At 43.8% G+C, this 21,630-nt stretch carries 25 protein-coding genes; 14 read left to right on the plus strand and 11 right to left on the minus strand.

What is annotated here, in order from left to right; genetic code table 11:
- The 11 genes from HZC12_01315 to HZC12_01365 form a co-directional block, all read left to right on the plus strand.
- Positions 1-332, plus strand: a 332-nt coding sequence (locus HZC12_01315) for an excinuclease ABC subunit UvrA (GenBank protein ID MBI5025371.1), incomplete at its 5' end; no start/stop codon positions are given.
- Positions 329-1,393: an FAD:protein FMN transferase gene (locus HZC12_01320; GenBank protein ID MBI5025372.1), complete on the plus strand. Its 1,065-nt coding sequence runs from the start codon at positions 329-331 to the stop codon at positions 1,391-1,393. The genes HZC12_01315 and HZC12_01320, both read left to right, overlap by 4 nt.
- Positions 1,377-1,769, plus strand: a complete 393-nt coding sequence (locus HZC12_01325; GenBank protein ID MBI5025373.1) for a NusG domain II-containing protein — start codon at positions 1,377-1,379, stop codon at positions 1,767-1,769. The genes HZC12_01320 and HZC12_01325 overlap by 17 nt, the downstream gene beginning before the upstream one ends.
- A complete protein-coding gene (locus HZC12_01330) occupies positions 1,753-2,256 on the plus strand; it encodes a Gx transporter family protein (protein ID MBI5025374.1) in 504 nt (167 codons plus the stop codon). Before HZC12_01325 ends, HZC12_01330 begins: the two co-directional genes overlap by 17 nt.
- A gap of 79 nt (positions 2,257-2,335) precedes the next feature.
- Positions 2,336-3,598, plus strand: coding sequence for a magnesium transporter (locus HZC12_01335; protein ID MBI5025375.1), 1,263 nt, complete (start codon positions 2,336-2,338; stop codon positions 3,596-3,598).
- A 35-nt stretch (positions 3,599-3,633) separates the two neighbouring features.
- The gene (locus tag HZC12_01340; GenBank protein MBI5025376.1) at positions 3,634-4,827 is read left to right on the plus strand and encodes an Nramp family divalent metal transporter; all 1,194 of its coding nucleotides are present in this window, start codon (positions 3,634-3,636) and stop codon (positions 4,825-4,827) included.
- A complete protein-coding gene (mtnA, locus tag HZC12_01345) occupies positions 4,824-5,864 on the plus strand; it encodes an S-methyl-5-thioribose-1-phosphate isomerase (protein ID MBI5025377.1) in 1,041 nt (346 codons plus the stop codon). Before HZC12_01340 ends, mtnA begins: the two co-directional genes overlap by 4 nt.
- 33 nt (positions 5,865-5,897) lie before the next feature.
- Positions 5,898-6,872, plus strand: a complete 975-nt coding sequence (locus HZC12_01350; GenBank protein ID MBI5025378.1) for a polyprenyl synthetase family protein — start codon at positions 5,898-5,900, stop codon at positions 6,870-6,872.
- Positions 6,873-6,934: 62 nt separating this feature from the next.
- Positions 6,935-7,441, plus strand: a complete 507-nt coding sequence (gene amrA, locus HZC12_01355) for an AmmeMemoRadiSam system protein A (GenBank protein ID MBI5025379.1) — start codon at positions 6,935-6,937, stop codon at positions 7,439-7,441.
- Positions 7,441-7,785 carry a hypothetical protein gene (locus HZC12_01360; GenBank protein MBI5025380.1) on the plus strand — a complete coding sequence of 115 codons (345 nt, stop codon included), beginning with the start codon at positions 7,441-7,443 and terminating at the stop codon, positions 7,783-7,785. The genes amrA and HZC12_01360 overlap by 1 nt, the downstream gene beginning before the upstream one ends.
- 2 nt (positions 7,786-7,787) lie before the next feature.
- Entirely contained in the window at positions 7,788-9,233 is a 1,446-nt protein-coding gene (locus tag HZC12_01365) for a DUF4388 domain-containing protein (protein ID MBI5025381.1), read from the plus strand.
- On the opposite strand, the gene HZC12_01370 is transcribed toward HZC12_01365, so the two are convergent.
- The 11 genes from HZC12_01370 to tolQ form a co-directional block, all read right to left on the minus strand.
- The gene (locus HZC12_01370) at positions 9,225-9,365 is read right to left on the minus strand and encodes a hypothetical protein (GenBank protein MBI5025382.1); all 141 of its coding nucleotides are present in this window, start codon (positions 9,363-9,365) and stop codon (positions 9,225-9,227) included. The genes HZC12_01365 and HZC12_01370 overlap by 9 nt on opposite strands.
- Positions 9,366-9,487: 122 nt before the next feature.
- Positions 9,488-10,246, minus strand: coding sequence for a response regulator (locus tag HZC12_01375; protein MBI5025383.1), 759 nt, complete (start codon positions 10,244-10,246; stop codon positions 9,488-9,490).
- Between the two features lie 196 nt (positions 10,247-10,442).
- Complete coding sequence (gene moaC / locus HZC12_01380) at positions 10,443-10,958, minus strand: cyclic pyranopterin monophosphate synthase MoaC (protein ID MBI5025384.1); 516 nt, start codon at positions 10,956-10,958, stop codon at positions 10,443-10,445.
- 215 nt (positions 10,959-11,173) lie between these two features.
- Complete coding sequence (locus HZC12_01385) at positions 11,174-11,773, minus strand: L,D-transpeptidase family protein (protein ID MBI5025385.1); 600 nt, start codon at positions 11,771-11,773, stop codon at positions 11,174-11,176.
- 49 nt (positions 11,774-11,822) lie between these two features.
- Positions 11,823-12,800 carry a GTP 3',8-cyclase MoaA gene (gene moaA, locus HZC12_01390; GenBank protein MBI5025386.1) on the minus strand — a complete coding sequence of 326 codons (978 nt, stop codon included), beginning with the start codon at positions 12,798-12,800 and terminating at the stop codon, positions 11,823-11,825.
- Positions 12,797-13,645 (minus strand): tol-pal system protein YbgF, encoded by an 849-nt coding sequence (ybgF, locus tag HZC12_01395; GenBank protein ID MBI5025387.1) that lies wholly within the window; start codon positions 13,643-13,645, stop codon positions 12,797-12,799. The genes moaA and ybgF overlap by 4 nt, the downstream gene beginning before the upstream one ends.
- Positions 13,646-13,804: 159 nt before the next feature.
- Positions 13,805-14,314 carry a peptidoglycan-associated lipoprotein Pal gene (gene pal / locus HZC12_01400; GenBank protein MBI5025388.1) on the minus strand — a complete coding sequence of 170 codons (510 nt, stop codon included), beginning with the start codon at positions 14,312-14,314 and terminating at the stop codon, positions 13,805-13,807.
- Positions 14,315-14,373: 59 nt separating this feature from the next.
- Positions 14,374-15,624, minus strand: coding sequence for a PD40 domain-containing protein (locus HZC12_01405; GenBank protein MBI5025389.1), 1,251 nt, complete (start codon positions 15,622-15,624; stop codon positions 14,374-14,376).
- Positions 15,621-16,292 (minus strand): cell envelope integrity protein TolA, encoded by a 672-nt coding sequence (locus tag HZC12_01410; GenBank protein ID MBI5025390.1) that lies wholly within the window; start codon positions 16,290-16,292, stop codon positions 15,621-15,623. Before HZC12_01410 ends, HZC12_01405 begins: the two co-directional genes overlap by 4 nt.
- Positions 16,289-16,678 (minus strand): protein TolR, encoded by a 390-nt coding sequence (tolR, locus tag HZC12_01415; GenBank protein ID MBI5025391.1) that lies wholly within the window; start codon positions 16,676-16,678, stop codon positions 16,289-16,291. The genes HZC12_01410 and tolR overlap by 4 nt, the downstream gene beginning before the upstream one ends.
- Positions 16,644-17,306 (minus strand): protein TolQ, encoded by a 663-nt coding sequence (gene tolQ, locus HZC12_01420; GenBank protein ID MBI5025392.1) that lies wholly within the window; start codon positions 17,304-17,306, stop codon positions 16,644-16,646. Before tolQ ends, tolR begins: the two co-directional genes overlap by 35 nt.
- A gap of 124 nt (positions 17,307-17,430) precedes the next feature.
- On the opposite strand from tolQ, the gene HZC12_01425 reads away from it, so the two are divergent.
- The 3 genes from HZC12_01425 (at position 17,431) to guaA (ending at position 21,509) form a co-directional block, all read left to right on the plus strand.
- Positions 17,431-18,393 carry a peptidylprolyl isomerase gene (locus tag HZC12_01425; protein ID MBI5025393.1) on the plus strand — a complete coding sequence of 321 codons (963 nt, stop codon included), beginning with the start codon at positions 17,431-17,433 and terminating at the stop codon, positions 18,391-18,393.
- 34 nt (positions 18,394-18,427) lie between these two features.
- Positions 18,428-19,891: an IMP dehydrogenase gene (gene guaB / locus HZC12_01430; GenBank protein MBI5025394.1), complete on the plus strand. Its 1,464-nt coding sequence runs from the start codon at positions 18,428-18,430 to the stop codon at positions 19,889-19,891.
- 76 nt (positions 19,892-19,967) lie between these two features.
- Positions 19,968-21,509, plus strand: a complete 1,542-nt coding sequence (gene guaA, locus HZC12_01435) for a glutamine-hydrolyzing GMP synthase (protein MBI5025395.1) — start codon at positions 19,968-19,970, stop codon at positions 21,507-21,509.
- The last annotated feature ends 121 nt before the right edge of the window (positions 21,510-21,630 follow it).

Raw genomic sequence — 21,630 nt, forward strand, 5'->3', positions numbered from 1 at the left:
TATCGAGGGAATTAAGCAAGAGGGCTACAGGGAAGACCTTATATATCCTTGATGAACCCACAACAGGGCTTCACTTTGTGGACATACAGAGGCTCCTCGAAGTATTAAAAAGTCTTGTAGATGCTGGAAACACTGTAGTAGTCATTGAGCACAATATCGAGGTTATAAAGAATGCAGACTATATAATTGACCTCGGCCCTGAAGGCGGTGAGGAAGGCGGCCGCATAGTGGCGTCAGGAACTCCCGAGGAGGTTGTAGAAAATCCGATGTCCTATACAGGGGCATTTTTAAAAAATAAACTACTATCCCGACAGGAAGGTATTTTTGTATGAGGCTGGTTTACTGTTTACTGTTTGCTATTTACTGCTCGCTGCTTTTATCAGGTTGCAGTGTAGAGAAAGAAAAAACATACAGACAGACAGAGATAGCAATGGACACTGATGTGACTGTGACAGTGGTAAGTCCATCAGAAAGAAAAGCAAAGGATGCAGTTGAGGCTGCTTTTGCTGAGATAAAGCGCCTTGATAAACTCCTGAACTACTTTTCCCAGGACAGCGAGCTATCAGCCATTAACAGGGCCTCAGGGGTCAACCCTGTAAAGGTAAGCCCTGAGACCCTTGAGGTCATTAAAAAAGCAGTCGATGTCGCCAGGCTAACAGGAGGAGCATTTGAGCCGACCATAGGGCCTGTGATGAAATTATGGAATTTCGAATTAAAGACCATCCCGGACAGAAAGGAAATAAAAAATGCCCTTGCCCTCGTTGACTACAGGAAGGTGAAGATAAACGAATCAACATCAGAGATATTCTTAGAAAAAAGGGGCATGGAACTTGACCTCGGAGGGATTGCAAAAGGCTATGCGGCTGACAGGGCATTAGAGGCTATAAAGGCAAAGGGAATCAAGGCAGCCCTTATAGCCATTGCAGGCGATATAAAGGGTTTTGGATTAAACCATGACGGCATTCCGTGGAAGGTCGGGCTCCAGAACCCGAGACCTGCAAAAAATTCAGTCGGCAGTCAAATGCCTGGGGACCGGGAGATGTTGACCCCGCCATCGGCGGGGGACATTATGGCAAGCTTTTATCTAAAAGATAGGGCAGTGTCAACATCCGGAGATTATCAAAGATTTTTTATAAAGGATAAAGAGCGCTACCATCACATACTCAATCCAGAAACCGGGCAGCCTGCAAAGGGTCTCATAAGTGTCACTGTAATTGCTTCTGATGGCTACATGGCTGATGCCATTTCGACTGGTGTTCTTGTCCTCGGCCCTGAAAGAGGAATGAAACTACTTGAATCCCTGGGCCTTGGCGGCATAATGGTTGATAGCAACAATAAAATCTCCATGACAGGGGACATCAAAGGAGAAGTAAAGATTGAAAAGACTCCTTAGCATGGCCACACTCGGAGATAAGATTCTTTTTATCTCTCTATTTATTGCAACTCTAATCAGCTTTTTATTTGTAAAAGACCTATTTCCCGCAGGCGGTCTTGTAAAGGTCACAGTAGCCGGCAATACAGCCTATCTCCTTTCTATAGAGGAGAACAGGACAGTTAAAGTTACAGGCCCTATCGGTGATAATGTCATTGAAATAAAAAATGGCCGAGTTCATATAAAAGAGGCTTCCTGCCCAAATAAATTGTGCGTTTATCAGGGATGGATTGACCGCGGCTCAATAATATGCCTTCCGAACAGGTTTGTCGTATCAGTCGGAGGTTTTAACCAGAGACAATCCAGCAGCGGCCCTTACGATGCCATCACAAAATAACGTCCATATAGCCCTTCTTTCTGCTTATGCCATTGTTCTCCATAGTCTTGAAGCACTGATACCAACGCCAATCCCCTGGCTGAGGCTGGGACTTGCAAATATCATTACCCTCGCCACTCTGATAATGCACGGTTTCAGGGCAGGCATGATGGTTACATTAATCAGGGTCTTTGTTGGAAGTATGATAACCGGGACATTTCTCGGCCCTGCCTTTATACTGAGCCTTGGTGGCGGCGTGTCAAGCACATTGGCAATGGGTGCTGTAAGGGGGATATCAGGAAGAATCTTCGGGCCAATAGGCTTTAGCCTTCTCGGAGCAATAACCCACAACCTTGCCCAGCTCTTCCTTGCCTATCTGCTTTTTGTAAGAAACCTCGAGGCCATAATATTTATCAGCCCAATCATCCTTCTCATCGGCACCATAACCGGAACCTTCAACGGCATAGCAACGGGGTTGCCGAAAACCCTCTCCTGTATGTATACTTAACTAAAATTCTGAGATTCTGAAGGCTGAAGCTCTGAAGTTCGGAAGCTCAGAAGTTGATGAATAGTGAGTGGAGGTTTAAGTGCCCCTTTTTGGTGAGCTTTTTGTAAGCGAACTTATAAAAAAACCCGTGCTTGATCCGTCAGGTGAAGAGTTGGGTTTTGTAAGAGATTTTATTGTGGTCAGGGGTGAACCCCTTCCCAGGCTGTCTGCCTTGATTATAGAGAAGAAAAAGGTGCAGTATCGCCTTAACTGGGAGGACCTCAGTATTTTCAATAAACGCATAATATCCTCAAGTGTGCGCGCAGGAAGCTTAAAACCCTATGTCTTCTCAGAGGACGACCTCCTTATTAGCAGGGATATCCTCGACAAACAGATAGTCGATGCCAATGGAGCCAAGGTGGTCAGGGTCAATGATGTAAAGCTCGAGGGATTTGACGGTGATGCCTGCCTTATTGCTGTTGATGTTGGTATGCGGGGGATACTGAGGCGTCTGGGCATAGAGCATAGAGGAGAAAATCTGTTCAGAATTTTTGGCAAGAAACTCTCTCAAAACCTGATAAGCTGGAACTATATCCAGCCACTTGAACCAAAATTGACCACAATCTCTCTTACTGTGCCGAGGCAGATGTTGTCAGAACTCCATCCAGCAGATATCGCTGAGATTATAAGCCAGGTCTCTCACCTCGAGGGTGCAGCCCTTTTTAAAGGGCTTGACCCTGAGACTGCTGCTGAGGCACTTCACGAACTTGAGCCCGATGTCCAGGCAGCCATAATAGGCAGGATAGATAAAGAACAAGCCTCTGATATTATAGAAAGGATGCCTCCTGATGAAGCGGCTGATGTCATTGCAGACCTTCCAGCAGAGAAGGCAAAAGAAATCTTAGAGCTAATTGAAAAAGAGGAGGCAGAAGATATTCAGGAGCTCCTCGGCCATGAGGAGGATACCTCGGGTGGACTTATGACCAATGAATACATCGCTTATGCCCCTGGACTTAGAGTCAGTGAAGCGATTGAGCGGTTTAGAGAAGATGCCAGGGAGGTGGAGACAGTTTATTATATTTATATTGTGGATGTTGAAGAAAAGCTCATCGGCGTTATATCTCTTAGAGAACTCCTTCTCGCGCCACCTGACGCCCCACTTTCTGAGATAATGGAGACAAAACTGAAGACAGTTGCCCCTGAATCAGACCAGAGAGTTGTGGCAGAAATGCTATCCAAATATAACCTCCTCGCCATTCCTGTAATAGACCCGGAAAATTTTCTTCTCGGTATAGTCACAATCGATGATGTAATAGATATCTTCCTCCCTCCAGCAGCAAGGAAGAAAAGGAGGAGAGTGTGAGCCGCTGGAAAAGCTTTCTGATATTTCTATCCATAATGGGCCCCGGGATTATAACTGCCAATCTCGACAATGACGCCAGCGGCATTGCTACATACTCAGTTGCCGGTGCACGCTTTGGCTACTCCCTGCTCTGGATCCTTATCCCTACTACCGTGGCCCTTGTGGTTGTCCAGGAGATGGTAGCGAGGATGGGAGTAATAACAGGGAAAGGGCTTTCTGACCTCATACGTGAAAACTACGGGGTTAGGCCTACCTTTTATATGATGTTAGCGCTCCTTTTTGCAAATTTTGGGACTACTGTTGCTAATTTTGCTGGATGGGCAGCGAGCATGGAAATTTTTGGCCTGAGCAAATATATTATGGTGCCCTTCGGCGCTGTCTTTATCTGGCTCCTCGTAACAAGGGGTAGTTACAGGCTGTTGGAGCGGATACTCCTTGTGGCCTGCCTGCTTTATTTAGGCTATATAATCTCAGGGGTGCTTTCAAAGCCAGACTGGGCTCAAGTTGCTTACAACACCATTGTCCCTACCCTCAAATGGGATGCTGAGTATATGATGCTAACAATAGCCATAATAGGAACAACCATAACTCCGTGGATGCAGTTTTATCTTCAGTCATCCATTGCCGAGAAGGGCATCAGGAAAGAGCATTACAAGGCATCGAGGCTCGATGTAATAATTGGCTGTTCCATAACTGATATAATTGCTTTTTTTATTATTGTCACCTGCGCCACAACCCTCTTCCCTTACGGAATAAGGGTTAATGAAGCCCATGAAGCAGCAATCGCCTTAAAACCCCTGGCAGGGCAGTATGCTTCAGGGCTTTTTGCTGTAAGCCTTGCCAATGCATCCATTCTCGGAGCCATTATTGTGCCACTTGCAACTGCCTATTACGTATGTGAAGCCATGGGTTGGGAGGCAGGGGTGAATAAGACATTTAAAGAGGCGCCTCAATTTATGTGGATATACACAGTCCTAATAGTCTTCTCCTGCGTGTTGGTGCTCATACCAGGAGCCCCGCTGATATTGTTCATGATCCTTTCATCTGTAGTTAATGGAATTCTTCTGCCATTTGTCCTTGTCTTTGCCTTATCTCTTGTGAATAACCGTGCTATTATGGGAGAGCACATAAATCCGAAAAGTTATAATTACATCTCGTGGGGTACAGTGGTTGTTCTGATAGCCCTTACAGCAGTCTTTTTGGTTATGACCGTAGCATGGAAGACATAATGGTCAGGGCCATTGAATGGAAAGAGGGCAAGGTAGTAATGCTTGATCAGAGCAGGCTACCTTTAGAGGTTGCTTATGTCGAATGCACAGATTACAGGATGGTTGCAGAGGGTATAAAAAAGCTCTGGATAAGAGGAGCTCCTGCAATAGGAATTGCTGCTGCAATGGGAATTGCCCTCGGCGCTCAGGAGATAAAGATAAATAGCTTTGACGAATTTGTTAAAAAGGTCGAACCAATCTTTGATACAATGCTCTCTACACGGCCGACAGCAGTAAACATAAAATGGGCAGTCGAAAGGATAAGAAAATTCATTTTAGCGCATAAAGACAAATCAGTTGACAATTTAAAAACATTGCTTATTGATGAGGCAAATAAAATCCTTAGAGAAGACATTGAAGTCAATAAGGCAATTGGCAGATGGGGGGCTCAATTTATAAAAGATGGTGATACAATACTCACCCATTGTAATGCAGGCTCTCTCGCAACAGGGGGTTATGGCACTGCCACGGCTCCTATACTGGTAGCCCGTGAGCAGGGCAAAAGAGTTAATGTTATAGCAGATGAAACAAGGCCTGTGCTTCAGGGGGCAAGGTTGACTGCATGGGAGCTGATGGAGGAGGGGATACCTGTGACACTGATTGTGGATAGCGCTGCAGGGTCTCTTATGAAGGCAGGAGAAATAGACCTCTGCATTGTTGGCACTGACAGGACGGCTAAGAATGGTGACGTTGCGAACAAGATAGGCACTTATTCCCTTGCTGTACTCTGTGAAGAGCACAACATCCCATTTTATGTGGCTGCCCCTTTGAGCAGTATTGATTTTTCAATTCCCCGAGGAGAATTAATCCCCATCGAAGAAAGGGATTCCAGGGAGATTACTCATATCTCTAACTGTCAGATAGCGCCTGATGGTGTGAGGACCAGAAACCCTGCCTTTGATGTCACACCTGCCAGATATATAACCGCAATCATTACAGAGAAAGGGGCCTTCAGGCCTGAGGATTTGAGCAAACTTATGAATTCCAACCAGTCTTGACAACTTTTTAATGCCTGGCCTATGATTTAGAAGATGATGATTCAGGAAATCTGGGATTTTTATCAAAAAGACCTCAAAGAGGTAGAGGATAGAATAAAAAATAATCTGAAGGCCCACGTGCCTGCCATATCTGCAGTCGGCAACTACCTCCTACAGGGCGGAGGAAAACGTATCAGACCTCTTTTGCTTATCCTCAGCTCAAGGCTTTCTGGCTATAAAGGGGAAAAGGAAATTATCCTTGCCGGCATTATTGAGTCAATACATACAGCATCTCTGCTACATGACGATGTGGTTGACGGCGCAAAGATGAGGAGAGGCCGTGCCTCGGCACATTCCATCTGGGGCAACCAGGTGGTAATCCTTGTTGGTGATTTTCTATACTCAAATGCCTTGATGCTCGCTGTGTCCATGAAAAACCAGAAGATTATGGATGCCCTTTCCTGGGCCACAACCAGGATGACCGAGGGCGAGCTTTTTCAGCTTGATAAGATTGCGGACTCTGACATATCCGAAGAAGACTATATAAGAATAATCAGGGATAAAACAGCCATGCTTATGTCAGCGGCCTGCAAGGTCGGAGCTATTCTCGGCGAAGCAGGACAGGTAAAAGAGGATGCCCTCGGCTCTTTTGGATTAAAGGTTGGCCTCGCTTTTCAGATGGTCGATGACATACTCGATTATATGGCAGACAGGAAGGCCCTCGGCAAAAACCTCGGCAAAGACCTTGAAGAAGGCAAAATCACCCTGCCCATTATATACCTTCTCAAGCAGGTGAATAAGGAAGAGGTCAACAGAATTAAGAGAATTATCAATTCAAAGACTACTTCCAGAAAAGATCTGGATTATATAGCGGACCTCCTGAATAAATACGGATCAATCAGTCGCTCCTATGCAAAGGCCCAGCAACTTGTTAATGAAGCCAAAACCGAGCTCGACGTATTCAAAGATTCTGATGAAAAAACAGCTCTCCTTGCCATTGCAGATTATTCTTTAAGGAGGAAACGATGAACACAGAGGCACAGAGCACAGATTTTTTTGTGCCTCTGTGCCTTTTTGCCTTCTAAATAACTATGCACCCTATTGTAAAACTCGCAAAGGAAACAGTTGAGGCATACATAAAGTACGGCCAGATTATAAAGCCTCCAGCAGAGCTTACCGCTGAGATGAAAGAAAGAGCCGGGGTATTTGTTTCCCTTAAAAAAAATGGTGAACTCAGGGGTTGTATCGGGACATATACGCCTACCACTGAAAATGTAGCCAAAGAGGTAATTCAGAATGCTATAAGTGCATCAACACAGGACCCGAGGTTTCCCCCTGTAAGTTTGGCCGAGCTCGATGAAATTAAATATTCTGTTGATGTGCTTTCACCGCCTGAAAGGGTGTATGATAAGAGAGACCTCGACCCTAAAAGATTTGGGGTAGTAGTCAAAAAAGGACTGAGGAGCGGGCTCCTCCTTCCTGACCTTGAGGGTGTTGATACGGTGGAAGAACAGTTAAGGATTGTGAGGTTTAAGGCTGGAATATCCCCTGAGGAAGATATTGAAATCTATCGTTTTAAAGTAAGGAGGTATAAATAATGTCAGTTAAAACACCGCTTGAAAAGGACATCGAACGACTTGAAAAAAACAGAAAACCAATCAGCCTGTTTATTTTGATCATCCTTCTATCACTCAGTCTTATTGCAGTGGGTGGTTACACAGCGAAACTCAAACAAGAACTTTCTGAAAAAGAACAGGAGATTGTCTTAACAAAGGAACGAACAGAGAAAGAGAAAAACGTTCTTTTGAGTGAGGTCAAGGCATTGGAAAAAGAGCGTGATTCCCTTAAGACTGAGGTCAACGTCTTAACAGGTAAATTAGATAAATTATCCAAAGATAAATCATCCAGGACCACTACTAAAACAAAAAAGAGGTCTAAATAATAGTGAAAGAGGAAATCCCTGTTAAAGGAAATCTCAAAGATTATAGCCTGTCTGAGATACTCATTAACCTCAACAGGCAGCAGAAAACAGGGACACTCAGCCTTGAAAAGGGGGATTTAAAGAAGAAGATTTACTTCAAAAAAGGCGATGCCATATTTGCCTCTTCAAATTACAATGATGACCGCCTCGGTGAAATGCTTCTTAAGGCAGGTAAAATTACCCTCGACCAATACGACAAATCAGTAGAGCTCCTTAAAAAAACAGGTAAAAGGCAGGGAGTAATCCTTGTGGAGTTAGGGTATCTGACACCAAAGGACCTTTTCTGGGGGGTGAAGTATCAGGTTCAGGAGATTATTTACAGCCTGTTTCAGTGGGAAGACGGCTTGTTCTCATTCGAAGAGGGACCCCCAACCGATGAGGTGATTACCTTGAAGATGAGCATGGGCAACCTTATCTATGGGGGGGTCAGCAGGATAAATAATTCAGTAAGGATAAGGAGTGAGATACCCAGAACCGATGTTATGCTGACAATAAGCGAAGACCCTCTTTGCCTTTTCCAGGATGTCGGACTTAATAAGCAGGACAAAAAAATACTTACTCTTGTTAATGGTAGAAGAACTATAAAAGAAATAATAGAACATTCAAAGCTCGGCTCCTTTGAAGCCATGAAGGCTATTTACATGCTCTATACCCTCGGTATTGTCGAGAAAAAACTTGAAGATACTATGAGCATATCAGTTGAGGAGATATTAAAAGAACAGGAAGCCCCTACCCGTCATGAGGACGACGCATTTATACAGAAGGTCCTGGATATATCTAACAGCCTGGGGCGTTTAAACTATTACGAACTCCTCGGTGTAGATATAGATGCCCCCCTATCGAAAATTAAACGTGCTTACTTCCTCGCTGCAAAGAATTATCACCCTGACAGATACTATTCTACCTCTGACGCGACATTGAAAGATAAACTTACAGAGATATTTACCCGCCTCAACACAGCCTATGATACCCTTAAAGATGATGAGAAGAGAAAAAAATACAATGCGTCACTTTTTGAGCCGCAAAAGAAATCCAGTGATGAGGTAAACCGTTCAGAAGAACAGTTCAGGCGAGGCATTGAAGAGTTTAAGAAAGGAAACTTCTGGGCTGCCGCTGATCTATTCAGAAATGCCACAAAGCTGGAGCCAGAAAGGGCTAAGTACTGGAGTCATCTTTCACTGGCTCTGAGCAGGGTACCCAAGAGGCAGAAAGAGGCAGAAGAGGCGCTGCAAAGGGCGATTGAACTTGAACCTTATAATGCAGACCATTATGCAAACCTTGGTCACATTTATCTTAAGGCAGGACTTAAGAAAAGGGCACAACACGAATTTGAGAATGCCCTTAAATGGGACCCTGAAAATTCCAGGGCATTAAAGGGCTTAAAGGTTTGCAGGGCTGAATCAGAGTAGCCTTTCAGTTTCAATGTTTTTTATCAAATCCATGACGTCTTTTTTTATAACGAAAAACGCCTGTCTGCCTGATAGACAATCAAGGCAGACAGGCGACTGGGGGGAGAAAAAACCAATCTCATTAACAAGCATCCTGTCCTCTTTTCTATCATAGAAATTTTTAGGCCAGAATTCTATGTATTTTTGTATAAGAAATTTGTATTTTTGTCTGAAAATGGCTCTCTGAGTTCTCTGGATTTTTGCTTTATCCAGGTTTATAACTGGGAATCCCTGAATACTTTTGGTGAAAGCCCTGTGGCCCGCTTGAAGCTTTTAACAAAATGGCTCAGGTCATTATAGCCCACTGTAAAGGCTACATCACTTATGCGAAGATTTTTATTTCTGAGCATCTCTTTTGCCTTTTCTATCCTTAAATTGTTGAGATAGTTGCAGTATGAAAGACCTGTGAGCTTCTTAAAATACTTGCAGAAATACGCCCTGTTTACCCCTGCCTTTCTGGATGCATCCAGGAGGGTTACATTATCCATATAGTTTGCATCCACGTACTCCTTAGCCAGAAGTATGCCACTAAGGATATGGGGCGGGATATCTTCCAAAACCCTCTCATATTGCGGCAGATCTGCAGGAATGGCCTGGCGAGGAGAGGAATCAAATTTTATGTGATTAAGTATGGCATCGACTTTATCCTGGAGCGCTTTGACATTAAATGGCTTTTTTATGTAATCCCTGGCCCCGAGTCTGAAGGCATGAAGGCATAACTCCTCTGTGCCATAGGCCGTAAGCATAACTACAGGGATTAATGGATAGTGTTTCTTTATCTCCTCTAATGCCTCAAGGCCATTCATGTCAGGCAGTATATAGTCAAGAAATACGAGTCCTATATCTTTCTCAAGTAATTGGAGCCCCGCCTTTGCACTGTCGGCTAAAATGACCTGATAGGAATCCCTGAATATAATTCTCAAGGACTCTCTCGTCCCTCGCTCGTCGTCTATCACAAGTATTTTCCCTTGCATATTGCCATTCTCCGAGTTTAAAGATTTTAGCAAAATAAAAAGCACTTTCTATGCCATTTTTATAACCCATAGAAATATAAATATTTTCACCAAGAGGGATACATATCCCCACACCCAGGAATGCACAAACTTCTGTGCATCATTGCCGAACCCCGAAGTATCGGGGGCAGCTGCCCTTCAGGAGAATTTTTGGTAACTAATCTCTGTGTCTCTGTGGTTTTTTGGTTGTAGAATTTAGGCGTCTTTTATACTCTCCGCTTTTACCGCCCCTTTTTTCCATGAGCATGATATCTGAGAGAACCATATCTTTATCTACTGCCTTACACATATCATAAATCGTTAATGCTGCAGCAGATACGGCTGTGAGCGCCTCCATCTCCACACCTGTCTGCCCGACGGTCTTCACCCTCGCCTCTATATCAACCCTGTTTTTTTTCTCATCAAGATTAAGATCGACATTTACAGATGTAATGTTCAGAGGGTGACACATAGGGATGAGTTCGCTGCATTTCTTTGCAGCCATAATCCCGGCAACCCGCGCTACTTCAAAGACATCGCCTTTTTGAATTTTTTTGTTTTTAATTAATTTTAAAGTCTCTAACTTCATAAGGACACAGCCTCTTGCAACTGCCTCCCTCGGGGTAGAGGGTTTGCCACTTACGTCAACCATCTTTGCACGCCCCTCTTTATCAAAATGTGTTAGCTTTTTCATCCTTATTCTCTAAAATATAGATAGGGAAGGCTGTCTCAGAATTTCTATAATCGACAAGATATTTATATTCTGTTTTAACCTTATTAGTTTCAATGTTTTTCGTCAAATCCATAATGTTTTTCTTTATAAGGTGTCGTATAGAAATTCTTCACCAGCCTTCCCTATCTACCATATTAGTTCTACTCCATTTCTCAGCTCTATCTCTATCTTTGGGCTTATTCTTTTATGATGACCTTCATACCAATTTCTGAATAAGCTTTAATATCATCAATCGCCTCATTTGTTACAGCAATACAGCCCTGAGTCCAGTCAATCAGTCCATTCAAATCACCAAACCAGACACGGTTCTCGTTAAGCCCGTGAATCCCGATAAAGCCACCCAATTTTGTATCCTGAGGTGGCAGCTTCTTATAGCTTATTGCTGACTCAATTCGCCTGTATTCTTCTTTTGAAATAATCTTTTTCTTAAGACCCCTCTCTGCGTCCTGAATGTTGGGGTAACTCAGATGGATAAAATAATAGAACTGGCTGTCATCTTTTAAATCGCAAATATAATATTCGCCAACAGGTGTCTTGTTATCGCCTGCTTTTTCTTTGGTATCATCTCCGCCTTTTCCAAAAGAACAGGGGTATTCCTTGATGACCTTATCGCCATTTTTAATTTTCAAGATGCGTTCAGACTTGCTAATTTCAATCGAGGTTTCGTCCGGGGGCAACTCGCTGCATGAATCATCAACGGCGCCAAAAGCAAACATCGCTGTGCCATGCACAGCCATACAAATAATAGAGAAGGCTATAATTTTTGTCTTTGTCACCTGGAGGGCTCAGCTTCACATTCGAATGTCACACTGCCAATCACTTTCTTTATCCTCCAATCTTTGACATTGGCCTCTGGTAATCAGAGCCCAGGGCATGAAGCCCGGAGTGGCCTTCTGGTTTTATTTCGACTGACAGCCTCAACAGTCTCTCTATCTCTCCATCTGAGGCGCCATTGCGAAGGGGGGCCTTCAGATCTATCTCAGTCTCTGAGAAGAGGCAGGGTCTCAATTTGCCGTCTGCTGTTAGACGCAGACGGTTGCAATCTCCACAGAAATGGTGGGTTAGTGCGCTGATAAAGCCGATTACACCTGGTGCGCCATCAAACCTGAAATACCTTGCAGGCCCTGACTTCCTTAACTTCACAGGTGTGAGGGAGCCTATCTTTTCTACGATGGATTGTATTTCATTAGTTGGTATATACTTCTCATGGCTCCATATATCCTTTGCGCCGATGGGCATGAACTCTATAAAGCGCACATGATAAGGCGTCTTAAGGGTTATCCTCGCAAATTCTTCTATCTCATCACCATTGAAACCCCTGATCGGGACCATGTTTATTTTTACAGGCATGAGGCCGGCCCTTTCAGCGGCCTCTATACCTCTTATGACAGTGTCAACAGAGCCACCCCTTGTTATCTCTGCATACCTTTCTGGCCTTAAAGAATCAAGGCTTACATTGACACGGCTGAGGCCGGCCCTGGCAATCTCATCAGCATATTTTGATAGGAGGACTCCGTTTGTTGTGAGGCTTATATCCGTGATGCCGTCAATGGCACTGAGGGAGGAAATGAGGTAGGCAACATTTTTCCTTGCAAGTGGTTCGCCACCGGTAATCCTTACTTTCCTTACGCCGAGCTTTGTTGCAATCCTGATGATCCTCAGTATCTCTTCATAGCTGAGAATTTCTCTGTGTTCTATAGGCCTCACTCCCTCAGAGGGCATGCAATAAATACATCTCAGGTTACACCTGTCAGTAATAGAGAGCCTTATATAATCGATCTTCCTCTCAAATGGGTCCTTCATCTTTTCTTTTTTGTGGTCTCTCCAAGTTTTTTCTTTGCCATCTTTGCCTCGCTGGAATTCGGGAATTTCTCAATAAGTTTCTCAAGAATCACCTTGCCGGTCTTGGCGTCTCCTATGGCATAAAAGGAATAGCCCTGTCTTAGCAATGCCTCAGGCGTTTTCTCATCTTTCGGGTTTTCCCTGAGATAGTCTTCATAAGCGAGGATGGCGCTTTCATAATTCTTGTCCTTGTAGTAGGATTCTCCTATCCAGAACTGGGCCTTGCTGGAATATTCGTTTTTTGGGTGTTCTTTGATTAGAGATTCAAACCTTTCCCTTGCTTCCTTTGTCTTGCCCTTTTTATAAGTATCATAGGCTTCCAGATAAAGGTCTTTTGGTTCTTTTTTTGCTGTCTTCTGCTCTTTTGCCTCCTGAGTCTTTTTGGCAGCCACCTCTTTTCTTTCCTTTTCAGCGGCTTCGAGCACTGTAAGTCTTTCCTTTAATTCCTTGACCTTTGTTTCCAGATCCTTTAACTGTGCAATAATTACATCTTTGCCAGAAATAGATTCTTTTACAGCCTTCTCTGATAGGTGTTGTCTTTCTTCAAGCTTGCCACTGATGACCTGGACTTCCCTTGTGAGAGACTCTACCCTGCTTAAAAGTTCTGACTGCCCTCTACCCATGGCTTTCTGGGCATCTTCGAAGGATTGAACCTTATTGTTTGTTTCTTTAGCCTTTGCGATTTCAGACCGTAAATCACTTACTTCCCACTGCACCCTTCCTACATCTTCCGTGGTAGCACAGCCAGCAAATAGGGCAAAAGTAAGAAGTAAGAAATAAAAAGTGAAAAGTTTATAGCTTCCCATCTCCCATCCTCCATTTATCCCAAATTATACATTAAGAAAACCACAAAGATAATAAAAACCACTGAGGCACAGAGACACAGAGTTTTTTAAACCTATTTTTATTTTTTATCATTTCTCAGTGCCTCCGTGTCTCTGTGGTTAACGCATTTTTTGAGTTAATTATTTAGCGATAACAGTATGTGCCCTCCTGTTACGCTGCCAGCAATCCTCGTTGCGCCCGTTACAAGCAGGCTTCTCCTCACCATAGCTTATAGTAGCAATCCTGTTTGGAGCAACACCCAGGGATATGAGATGGTCTTTTGTGGCCTTTGCTCTTTTCTCTCCAAGTGCGAGGTTGTATTCATTTGTTCCACGCTCATCACAGTGGCCTTCGATGAGGATGTTTGCTTTTTTATTTTTGCTCATCCACGAAGCAATTGAATCAAGGACGGGTTTTGCGTCGGGCCTTATATCGTACCTGTCAAACTCAAATTGTATGTCTTTGAAAGGGGACGCTTCTTCGGCTACAAGCCCTTTTTCTTTGCCCGGGGGCAAAAGCTTCTCCCCAACTCCTTCTTTCTTTGCCCTCGCCTCCTCTGCTTTTCTTGCTTCTTCGGCAGCCTGTTGTTCAGGTGTGAGTGTTGATGTGGGCATTGGCTGCCTCTCTGCACACCCCAGTATAAAGACCATCAACAGCAGGATAAAAAATTTCTTCATGACAAACCTCCTTTTTTAAGTTATCAATCCTCTTATTTCTTACTTTTATTATATGGCGACCATTTTGGGCTCATGGCCTTTATGTCTTTTGGCGTAATCCTTTTCACCCCCTCCCCATTAACCCTCATTATATAGATTCCCTTTGACCCATCCCTGTCTGAGTCAAAAGCCAGAAACATACCATCCGGAGAAAATGTTGGATTCTCATTATTACCTTTATCTGTAAGTTGCCTCATTTCCGAACCATCCAATTTTATCAAAAATATCTGGTTATGACCATTTTTTCTTCCAACAAAGGCTATCCAATCGCCTCTAAGAGACCATGCAGGTGAGGTATTGTAAGAGCCCTCAAAGGTAAGTCTTTTTGGACTGTTCCCATTAAATTTCATCACATATATCTGGGGGCTTCCTCCCCTGTTTGATACAAAGGCAATGTGAGAGCCATCAGGCGAAAAAACAGGAGAGACATTAATACCTGAGGAGTTTGTAAGTTTCTTTGTCCAGCCATCATTAGGGTAAATTACATAAATTTCCTGGCTGCCTTCTTTGGATGATGAAAAGCTGAGAAGGCCATCAGGTGAAAATCCTCCAGCCAGGTTTAAACTCTGCGATGAAAAAAGCCGTTTCTCTTTATAAGCCGTCAGGTTCATCATGTATATTCCCCAGTTCCTGTCTCTCTGCGAGGAATAGGCGATATGACTGCCGTCATGAGACCACTGGGGACTGAGATTGAGCCCTTTCGAGACTATCCTCTGGCTATTATATCCATCCCAGTCCATTATATGTAATTCCTTTTCGACCCCATAATCTATCACATATGCGAGCTTTGTCCTGAAGACACCATTCTGCCCTGTGACAATTTTAAAGACATCATCTGAAATGCTGTGAGCCACTGCCCTGAGCAGCTTCGCTGGTGCATTATAGCGCTTTCTGAGGATTTCTTTATTTTCCAATAAGTCTACGACAAAGACATCGGCGATTATCTCATTAGAAGTTTTAACCTCTATCCTGGCCGATAGCTCCGCTCCAGGCGCTCCCTGCTCGATGGGATAAAAAATACCTGTAAAGTCCAGGTCGTTTTTTACTACCTCCAGAATTTCTCTGCCTTCTCGATGCCCGGTCACAGTTAATGATATAGGGAGCTTTCTGAAGGCAGGCGATGTAATATCTATGTAAACCTTGGCATCAACACAAGTGACAAGTGACAAGTGGCAAGTGACAAGTAGAAAGGTAAAAATTAAGACTTTTAACTTTAAACTTTTAACTTTAAACTTTTTCTTCATAGATGGAACCTCACGCCGATCTCTATTTCTCTCGGAGGAGGGGGGAGTGGACTGGATTTTGAAATGGCATTCATAACTGAGCGGTCAAACAAAGGGTCCCCTGAGGGTTTTTCAATCCTGCGGGAAATTATCTTGCCATCCACACCTATTCTTATTGTTACAATTGTCTCGAGGTTAGATTTGCCGGACTCAGGGTATACCCACTGCTGCCATATCTTTTCTGTAATTAAGCTGTAATAATTGTCTTCTAATTTTGCATCTGGCGGTGCAGGCGAACCTTTTGCTTCCTGGGTGGCCCTTTCATCTCGATGACCTGCTGAGGCAGAAAGAACCTGAACGCCTCTTGTCTTTTCTCTCAGTTTGCTAAACTTCTTAAGGGTGTTTATTGCCTGAAGTCTCTCTATTTCCTTTGAGACCTTGGCTGTTTCCGTTGAGGTGCTTTTTGTGTTTTTTGTAGTCACACTCGGAGGAGTTGCTGCCTTAACAGGGCTTTTAGTCTCTATGCTTGCTTTACCCGCCTGTTTTTCAAAAGGCCCGGTAAGGGTGACAAAGTAAGGCCTGTGAAAACTATTCCTGTTGCTTGCAATAGGTATAAGGACAAGGGTCGCAAAAATCAAATGAAGCACTGCTGAGGTTACTGTAATTCTGGAAAGACTTGGTTCCCTCATCTGAGTAAGGCTTTTGGTTCTGTGACCATTCCTAATTTCTCTATGCCAGCTTCCCTTAGCTCGCCCATAACTTCAACAACAAGCCCGTACGGAACGCTCTTGTCTGCCTTCAGGAAGACCTCTCTGTTAGCGCGCCCCGCGAGTTTAGATTTTAGAGTGGCTATATCTATATGGGTTTCGTTTATATAGATCTTTCCATTGCTTTTTATTGTCAGAATTATTCTTTCGGTGGTGGGTAGTTCTTTTCCCCTGGCCTGAGGTAGGTTGACGTCTATGCCCTGTTGCAGGAGCGGTGCAGTGACCATAAAGATTATGAGCAGGACGAGCATAACGTCCACAAGCGGGGTTACATTAATCTCTGAGAGAGCCCGTCTTTTCCTCTCCATAACTCCTCACAAAATAATCTGTCAGCTCCTGGGAGAAATCCTCCATGCTGACAATAATCCTGCGTGCCTTGCTAAGGTAGTAGTTATATGCAACCACAGCAGGTATTGCGGCAGCAAGCCCTGCTGCAGTGGTTATAAGGGCCTCTGCAATTCCAGGGGAGACGACTGCAAGGGAGGCAGAACCGGCCATGCCTATACCCCTGAAAGCATTCATTATTCCCCATACTGTACCGAAGAGTCCTATAAATGGGGTAGTGGCGCCGGTTGTGGCAAGAAAGGTAAGATACCTCTCAAGGCGTGTTGCCTCAAGGGCCTCAACCCTTTTTAATATCCTTCTTAGCTCATCCCTGTCTATGGATGTTTTTTCAGCGGTAAAAACTGCTCTGAAAAGATTGGCCATGGGAGTTAAGGTGAAACCTCTTATACTAAGATAAAGGCCCTGCGGACTTTTACTTCTATTAAAGACCTTCTGAAAATCTTCGGATTCTCTCTCCACTTTTGATAGGAACCTGAATTTGTAAAAGATGATAGCCCATGAAAAAACTGAAAAAAACAGCAGGATAATAAGAACACCTTTTACAACCAGACCTGCCTGCAGTATAAGGCTTAATACAGTATCACCATGCATATCAAAAAAAGTTTAAATGATAGCGCTCAAAAAAGTCAAAGGTTTTAATGACCCACCAGCTTGATTTAAAATTTAAACAGTGGCATAATGCTCTGTAAGCCGCTCTACCTGTGATAATTTAGATATGGAAAGATTAGTTAAAAAGATTATAGTGCCAGTATTGCTGGTATTTTTTGCAGCACCATCCTACAGTGCCATTCTCCTCGATAGGGTTGTTGCCACAGTAAACAAGGAGGTTATAACCTGGAGCGAATTTAAAAAGGCCATTGACCCTGCAGCTAAAGAAGCCCTGAAAGGGCTTGATGATAGAGAAAAAGAAAAGGCATTAAAGGTTTTAGAAAAGAACTCATTAAACGAATTGATTAATATGCGGTTACAGGTCCAGGAGGCTCAGAGGTTGGGTATTGATATGAAGTCCTCAGATGTTGAGGATGCAATTACCGAAATCAAGAAAAAGTACAATCTCAGCAGTGATGATTTTATAAAGTCTTTGAAGGATGAAGGATTCACCCTGGAGGAGTACAGAACTAAATTAAAGGAGCAGATACTTATATCGAGACTTGTAGGCCAGGAGGTTCAGGCAAAGGTGCTTATAACAGATGAGGAGATAAAGGAATACTACGAGGCGAATAAAGAAAAATATAAGGCAGAAAAGGTCAGACTAAAACAGATATTTTTTATGTCCCCGACAAAGGACGAGGACAGGGCTGCTTTAGAAAATAAGGCAATGGAAATAGTGCAAAGATTAAAGGCGGGAGAGGACTTTTCAAATCTTGCGAGAGAGGTTTCAGAGGATGCAAGTAAGAAATTCGGTGGTGACCTTGGCTTTGTGAAACGTGGTGATGTCCGCAAAGAGGTAGAAGACATGGCGTTTGCCCTTAAGGCAGGTGAAGTCAGTAAACCTTTCTGGAGTTCAAAGGGCCTGCATATTATTAAAGTGGAGGAGAGGGTAGAGGGCATTGCTCTTGAACATGTTAAAGAAGAGATTAAAGGCATTCTTTTTGAAAATGCCTTTAGGTTGAAATATAGCGATTGGATTAAAGGGCTGAGGGAAAAGGCTTATATAGAAATTAACCTTAACTCTTAACTGTTCACTTTTTGCCTGGCTTAAGAGAGGAATTATGTTAGAAGACACTGTTAGATTAGGACTTACCTTCGATGATGTTCTTTTATTGCCTGCAAAGTCTGATGTCCTGCCTGGCGAGGTCGATGTGAGTACCCGCTTTACAAGAAACATAAGGATAAACATACCGATTGTGAGTTCTGCTATGGATACAGTGACCGAGGCCAGTCTTGCCATTGCCATTGCGAGGGAGGGTGGTATTGGCATTATCCACAGGGCAATGCCTATCGGAACTCAGGCTGCTGAGGTTGATAAAGTAAAGAAATCAGAAAGCGGTATGATAATGGACCCAATTACCATCGGGCCAGAAGACAAGCTTGCCGTGGCCTTATCTCTGATGGAAAAATATAAGATTTCCGGGGTGCCTGTTACAAAAGGTAAAAAGCTGGTAGGAATCCTTACAAACAGGGACCTCAGATTTGAGACAAATATGCAGAGGAAGGTATCAGAGGTTATGACAAAAAAGGGGCTTATCACAGCCCCTGCAGGTACGACCCTCGAAGATGCCCAGAAGATTCTCCACAAATACAAGATAGAAAAACTTCCAATTGTAGATAAAGACTTTAAACTTATTGGCCTTATAACGATAAAAGATATAGAAAAGCGCAGGAAATATCCTAATGCATGCAAAGACGAGCATGGGAGATTAAGGGTCGGGGCTGCCATAGGGGTTGGCAGGGAGTCAGTGGAAAGGGCAGAGGCCCTTATTAAATCAGGCGTAGACGTTCTTGTGGTTGACACCGCACATGGACATTCCTCTGCTGTTATAAACATTGTAAAAGACTTGAGGAAGAGGTTCTCTGATATGGATATTGTTGCAGGGAATGTTGCAACTGCTGAGGCTACAAGGGATTTGATAAAAGCAGGTGTAGATGCTGTCAAGGTTGGCGTGGGGCCTGGTTCGATATGCACCACAAGGATAATTGCAGGGGCTGGCGTCCCGCAGATTACAGCGATAAAGGAATGTTCAAAAGTTGCTGATGATGCTAATATCCCGATTATTGCTGATGGCGGAATCAAGTATTCAGGCGACATTACAAAGGCACTTGCTGCAGGAGCAAGCTCTGTAATGATAGGCGGGCTATTTGCTGGCACTGACGAGAGCCCGGGCGAAACAGTGCTTTTTCAGGGCAGGAGTTACAAGGTTTACAGGGGAATGGGTTCCCTCGGGGCCATGGAGTCTGGAAGCAAAGACAGATATTTTCAGGAGGGCGTTGAGGCGAGAAAACTCGTTCCTGAGGGAGTTGAGGGAAGGGTTCCGTATAAGGGCCCCCTTGCCCAGAGCATTCAACAGCTCATTGGTGGCCTGAGGTCTGGTATGGGCTACTGTGGCTGTGGCAATATTGAAGAATTAAGAAAAAAAGCAAGGTTTGTAAAGATTACACAGGCCGGCCTCAGGGAAAGTCATGTTCATGACGTTATCATCACAAAAGAGTCTCCAAATTACAGGATAGAACAGTAAAAAACAGTCATTAGTCAATAGTCATTAGTCATAATAAAAGAATGACCAATGACCAATGACAAATGACAAATGACCAATGACAAATGACAACAAGATTTTAGTCCTTGATTTCGGCTCTCAGTACACACAGCTTATAGCAAGACGTGTTAGAGAGAATAAGGTTTACTCTGAGATATTTCCCTTCAACGTATCCCTGGACAGGATTAAGACATTTGCTCCAAAGGGCATAATTCTATCAGGTAGCCCGGCAAGTGTTTATGATAAGGAAGCACCTCTTCCTGATATAGGTATATTTGACCTCGATATCCCTGTTCTCGGTATTTGCTACGGGATGCAACTTATGGCACATTGCCTTGGAGGTAAGGTTGGCAGGGCTCTGAAGAGGGAATATGGCCGTGCAGAGCTCATAGTGGATGACAATAGCGATATACTTGAGAGTATCGCAGAGAAAACAACTGTCTGGATGAGCCATGGTGACAGGATTGAGCTGGCGCCACACGGTTTTATACCAATAGCCCATACTGACAATTCCCCTGTTGCAGCAATGGCAGATAGGGAGAGGAAGTTTTATGCCCTTCAGTTTCATCCAGAGGTTGCCCATACGACAGAGGGGACGAACATCCTCAAAAACTTTCTCTTTGAGATATGTGGTTGCAAGCCTACCTGGACCATGAAGTCTTTTATAGATACTGCAAAAAATGAGATTAAAGAAAAAGTTAAAGACAGAGGCGTTGTGTGTGGTATAAGCGGTGGTGTTGATTCTGCTGTTACAGCGGTTCTGGTGCATGAGGCTATCGGAGACGCCCTTACCTGTATATTTGTCGATAACGGGGTGTTAAGGGAAGGGGAGGCGAAGAAGGTCGAAGATACCTTGCGGAGGAATTTCCATATGAATATCGTCTGCGTTGATGCCGCAGAAAGGTTTTTAAGGAGACTTAAAGGTGTAAAGGACCCTGAGAAAAAGAGAAAAATTATAGGCAATGAGTTCATAAGGGTTTTTGAAGAAGAGGCAATGAAACTGAAGAATGTTGGCTTCCTTGCCCAGGGGACTTTATACCCTGATGTGATAGAAAGCGTATCATTTAAAGGGCCTTCAGCCACTATAAAAAGCCACCATAATGTTGGCGGACTACTTAAGAAGATGAAGTTGAAGCTCATCGAACCATTGAGGGAACTGTTTAAAGACGAGGTGCGTGTCCTTGGTAGAGAACTCGGGATGCCTGATGAGATAATAAACCGCCATCCCTTCCCTGGCCCTGGCCTTGCCATAAGATGCATAGGAGAGGTGACAGGGGAGAGATTAGCTATCCTGAGAAAGGCAGATGCCATAGTCCTCGATGAGGTGAAAAAGGCAGGGCTTTATGGCAGGTTATGGCAGACCTTTGCAGTCTTTCTCCCTGTAAGAAGTGTTGGTGTCATGGGTGATGAGAGGACATATGAAAATGTTGTTGCCATAAGGGCTGTGGAAAGTGTAGATGGCATGACCGCTGACTGGGCAAGGCTACCCTATGAGGTTCTCGGTCAAATATCGAACAGGATTATCAATGAAGTCAAAGGCGTAAACAGGGTGGTTTTTGATATAAGCAGCAAACCGCCGAGCACTATAGAGTGGGAGTAGAGGGCGAGGCAGGTAATTTTTGACAGGAGTTCCCCCAGAAATAGGGTATAACCGAAGATAAGTCTTTAAGAGAAAAGCAAAAACTGTTATTACGAAGTGGTAGTTGATTGTTTTGGGAAAA

The sequence above is a fragment of the Nitrospirota bacterium genome, from assembly GCA_016214385.1.
GTDB lineage: Bacteria > Nitrospirota > Thermodesulfovibrionia > UBA6902 > JACROP01 > JACROP01.

What these genes read in the sequence shown, in the direction of transcription:
- HZC12_01320 (MBI5025372.1), top strand. Translation starts at nt 329, where the DNA reads ATGAGGCTGGTTTACTGTTTACTGTTTGCTATTTACTGCTCGCTGCTT.
- HZC12_01330 (MBI5025374.1), top strand. Translation starts at nt 1,753, where the DNA reads ATGCCATCACAAAATAACGTCCATATAGCCCTTCTTTCTGCTTATGCC.
- HZC12_01340 (MBI5025376.1), top strand. Translation starts at nt 3,634, where the DNA reads ATGGGCCCCGGGATTATAACTGCCAATCTCGACAATGACGCCAGCGGC.
- HZC12_01350 (MBI5025378.1), top strand. Translation starts at nt 5,898, where the DNA reads ATGATGATTCAGGAAATCTGGGATTTTTATCAAAAAGACCTCAAAGAG.
- amrA (MBI5025379.1), top strand. Translation starts at nt 6,935, where the DNA reads ATGCACCCTATTGTAAAACTCGCAAAGGAAACAGTTGAGGCATACATA.
- HZC12_01360 (MBI5025380.1), top strand. Translation starts at nt 7,441, where the DNA reads ATGTCAGTTAAAACACCGCTTGAAAAGGACATCGAACGACTTGAAAAA.
- HZC12_01370 (MBI5025382.1), bottom strand. Translation starts at nt 9,365, where the DNA reads ATGCTTGTTAATGAGATTGGTTTTTTCTCCCCCCAGTCGCCTGTCTGC.
- HZC12_01375 (MBI5025383.1), bottom strand. Translation starts at nt 10,246, where the DNA reads ATGCAAGGGAAAATACTTGTGATAGACGACGAGCGAGGGACGAGAGAG.
- moaC (MBI5025384.1), bottom strand. Translation starts at nt 10,958, where the DNA reads ATGAAAAAGCTAACACATTTTGATAAAGAGGGGCGTGCAAAGATGGTT.
- moaA (MBI5025386.1), bottom strand. Translation starts at nt 12,800, where the DNA reads ATGAAGGACCCATTTGAGAGGAAGATCGATTATATAAGGCTCTCTATT.
- ybgF (MBI5025387.1), bottom strand. Translation starts at nt 13,645, where the DNA reads ATGGGAAGCTATAAACTTTTCACTTTTTATTTCTTACTTCTTACTTTT.
- pal (MBI5025388.1), bottom strand. Translation starts at nt 14,314, where the DNA reads ATGGTCTTTATACTGGGGTGTGCAGAGAGGCAGCCAATGCCCACATCA.
- HZC12_01405 (MBI5025389.1), bottom strand. Translation starts at nt 15,624, where the DNA reads ATGAAGAAAAAGTTTAAAGTTAAAAGTTTAAAGTTAAAAGTCTTAATT.
- HZC12_01410 (MBI5025390.1), bottom strand. Translation starts at nt 16,292, where the DNA reads ATGAGGGAACCAAGTCTTTCCAGAATTACAGTAACCTCAGCAGTGCTT.
- tolR (MBI5025391.1), bottom strand. Translation starts at nt 16,678, where the DNA reads ATGGAGAGGAAAAGACGGGCTCTCTCAGAGATTAATGTAACCCCGCTT.
- tolQ (MBI5025392.1), bottom strand. Translation starts at nt 17,306, where the DNA reads ATGCATGGTGATACTGTATTAAGCCTTATACTGCAGGCAGGTCTGGTT.
- HZC12_01425 (MBI5025393.1), top strand. Translation starts at nt 17,431, where the DNA reads ATGGAAAGATTAGTTAAAAAGATTATAGTGCCAGTATTGCTGGTATTT.
- guaB (MBI5025394.1), top strand. Translation starts at nt 18,428, where the DNA reads ATGTTAGAAGACACTGTTAGATTAGGACTTACCTTCGATGATGTTCTT.
- guaA (MBI5025395.1), top strand. Translation starts at nt 19,968, where the DNA reads ATGACAAATGACAACAAGATTTTAGTCCTTGATTTCGGCTCTCAGTAC.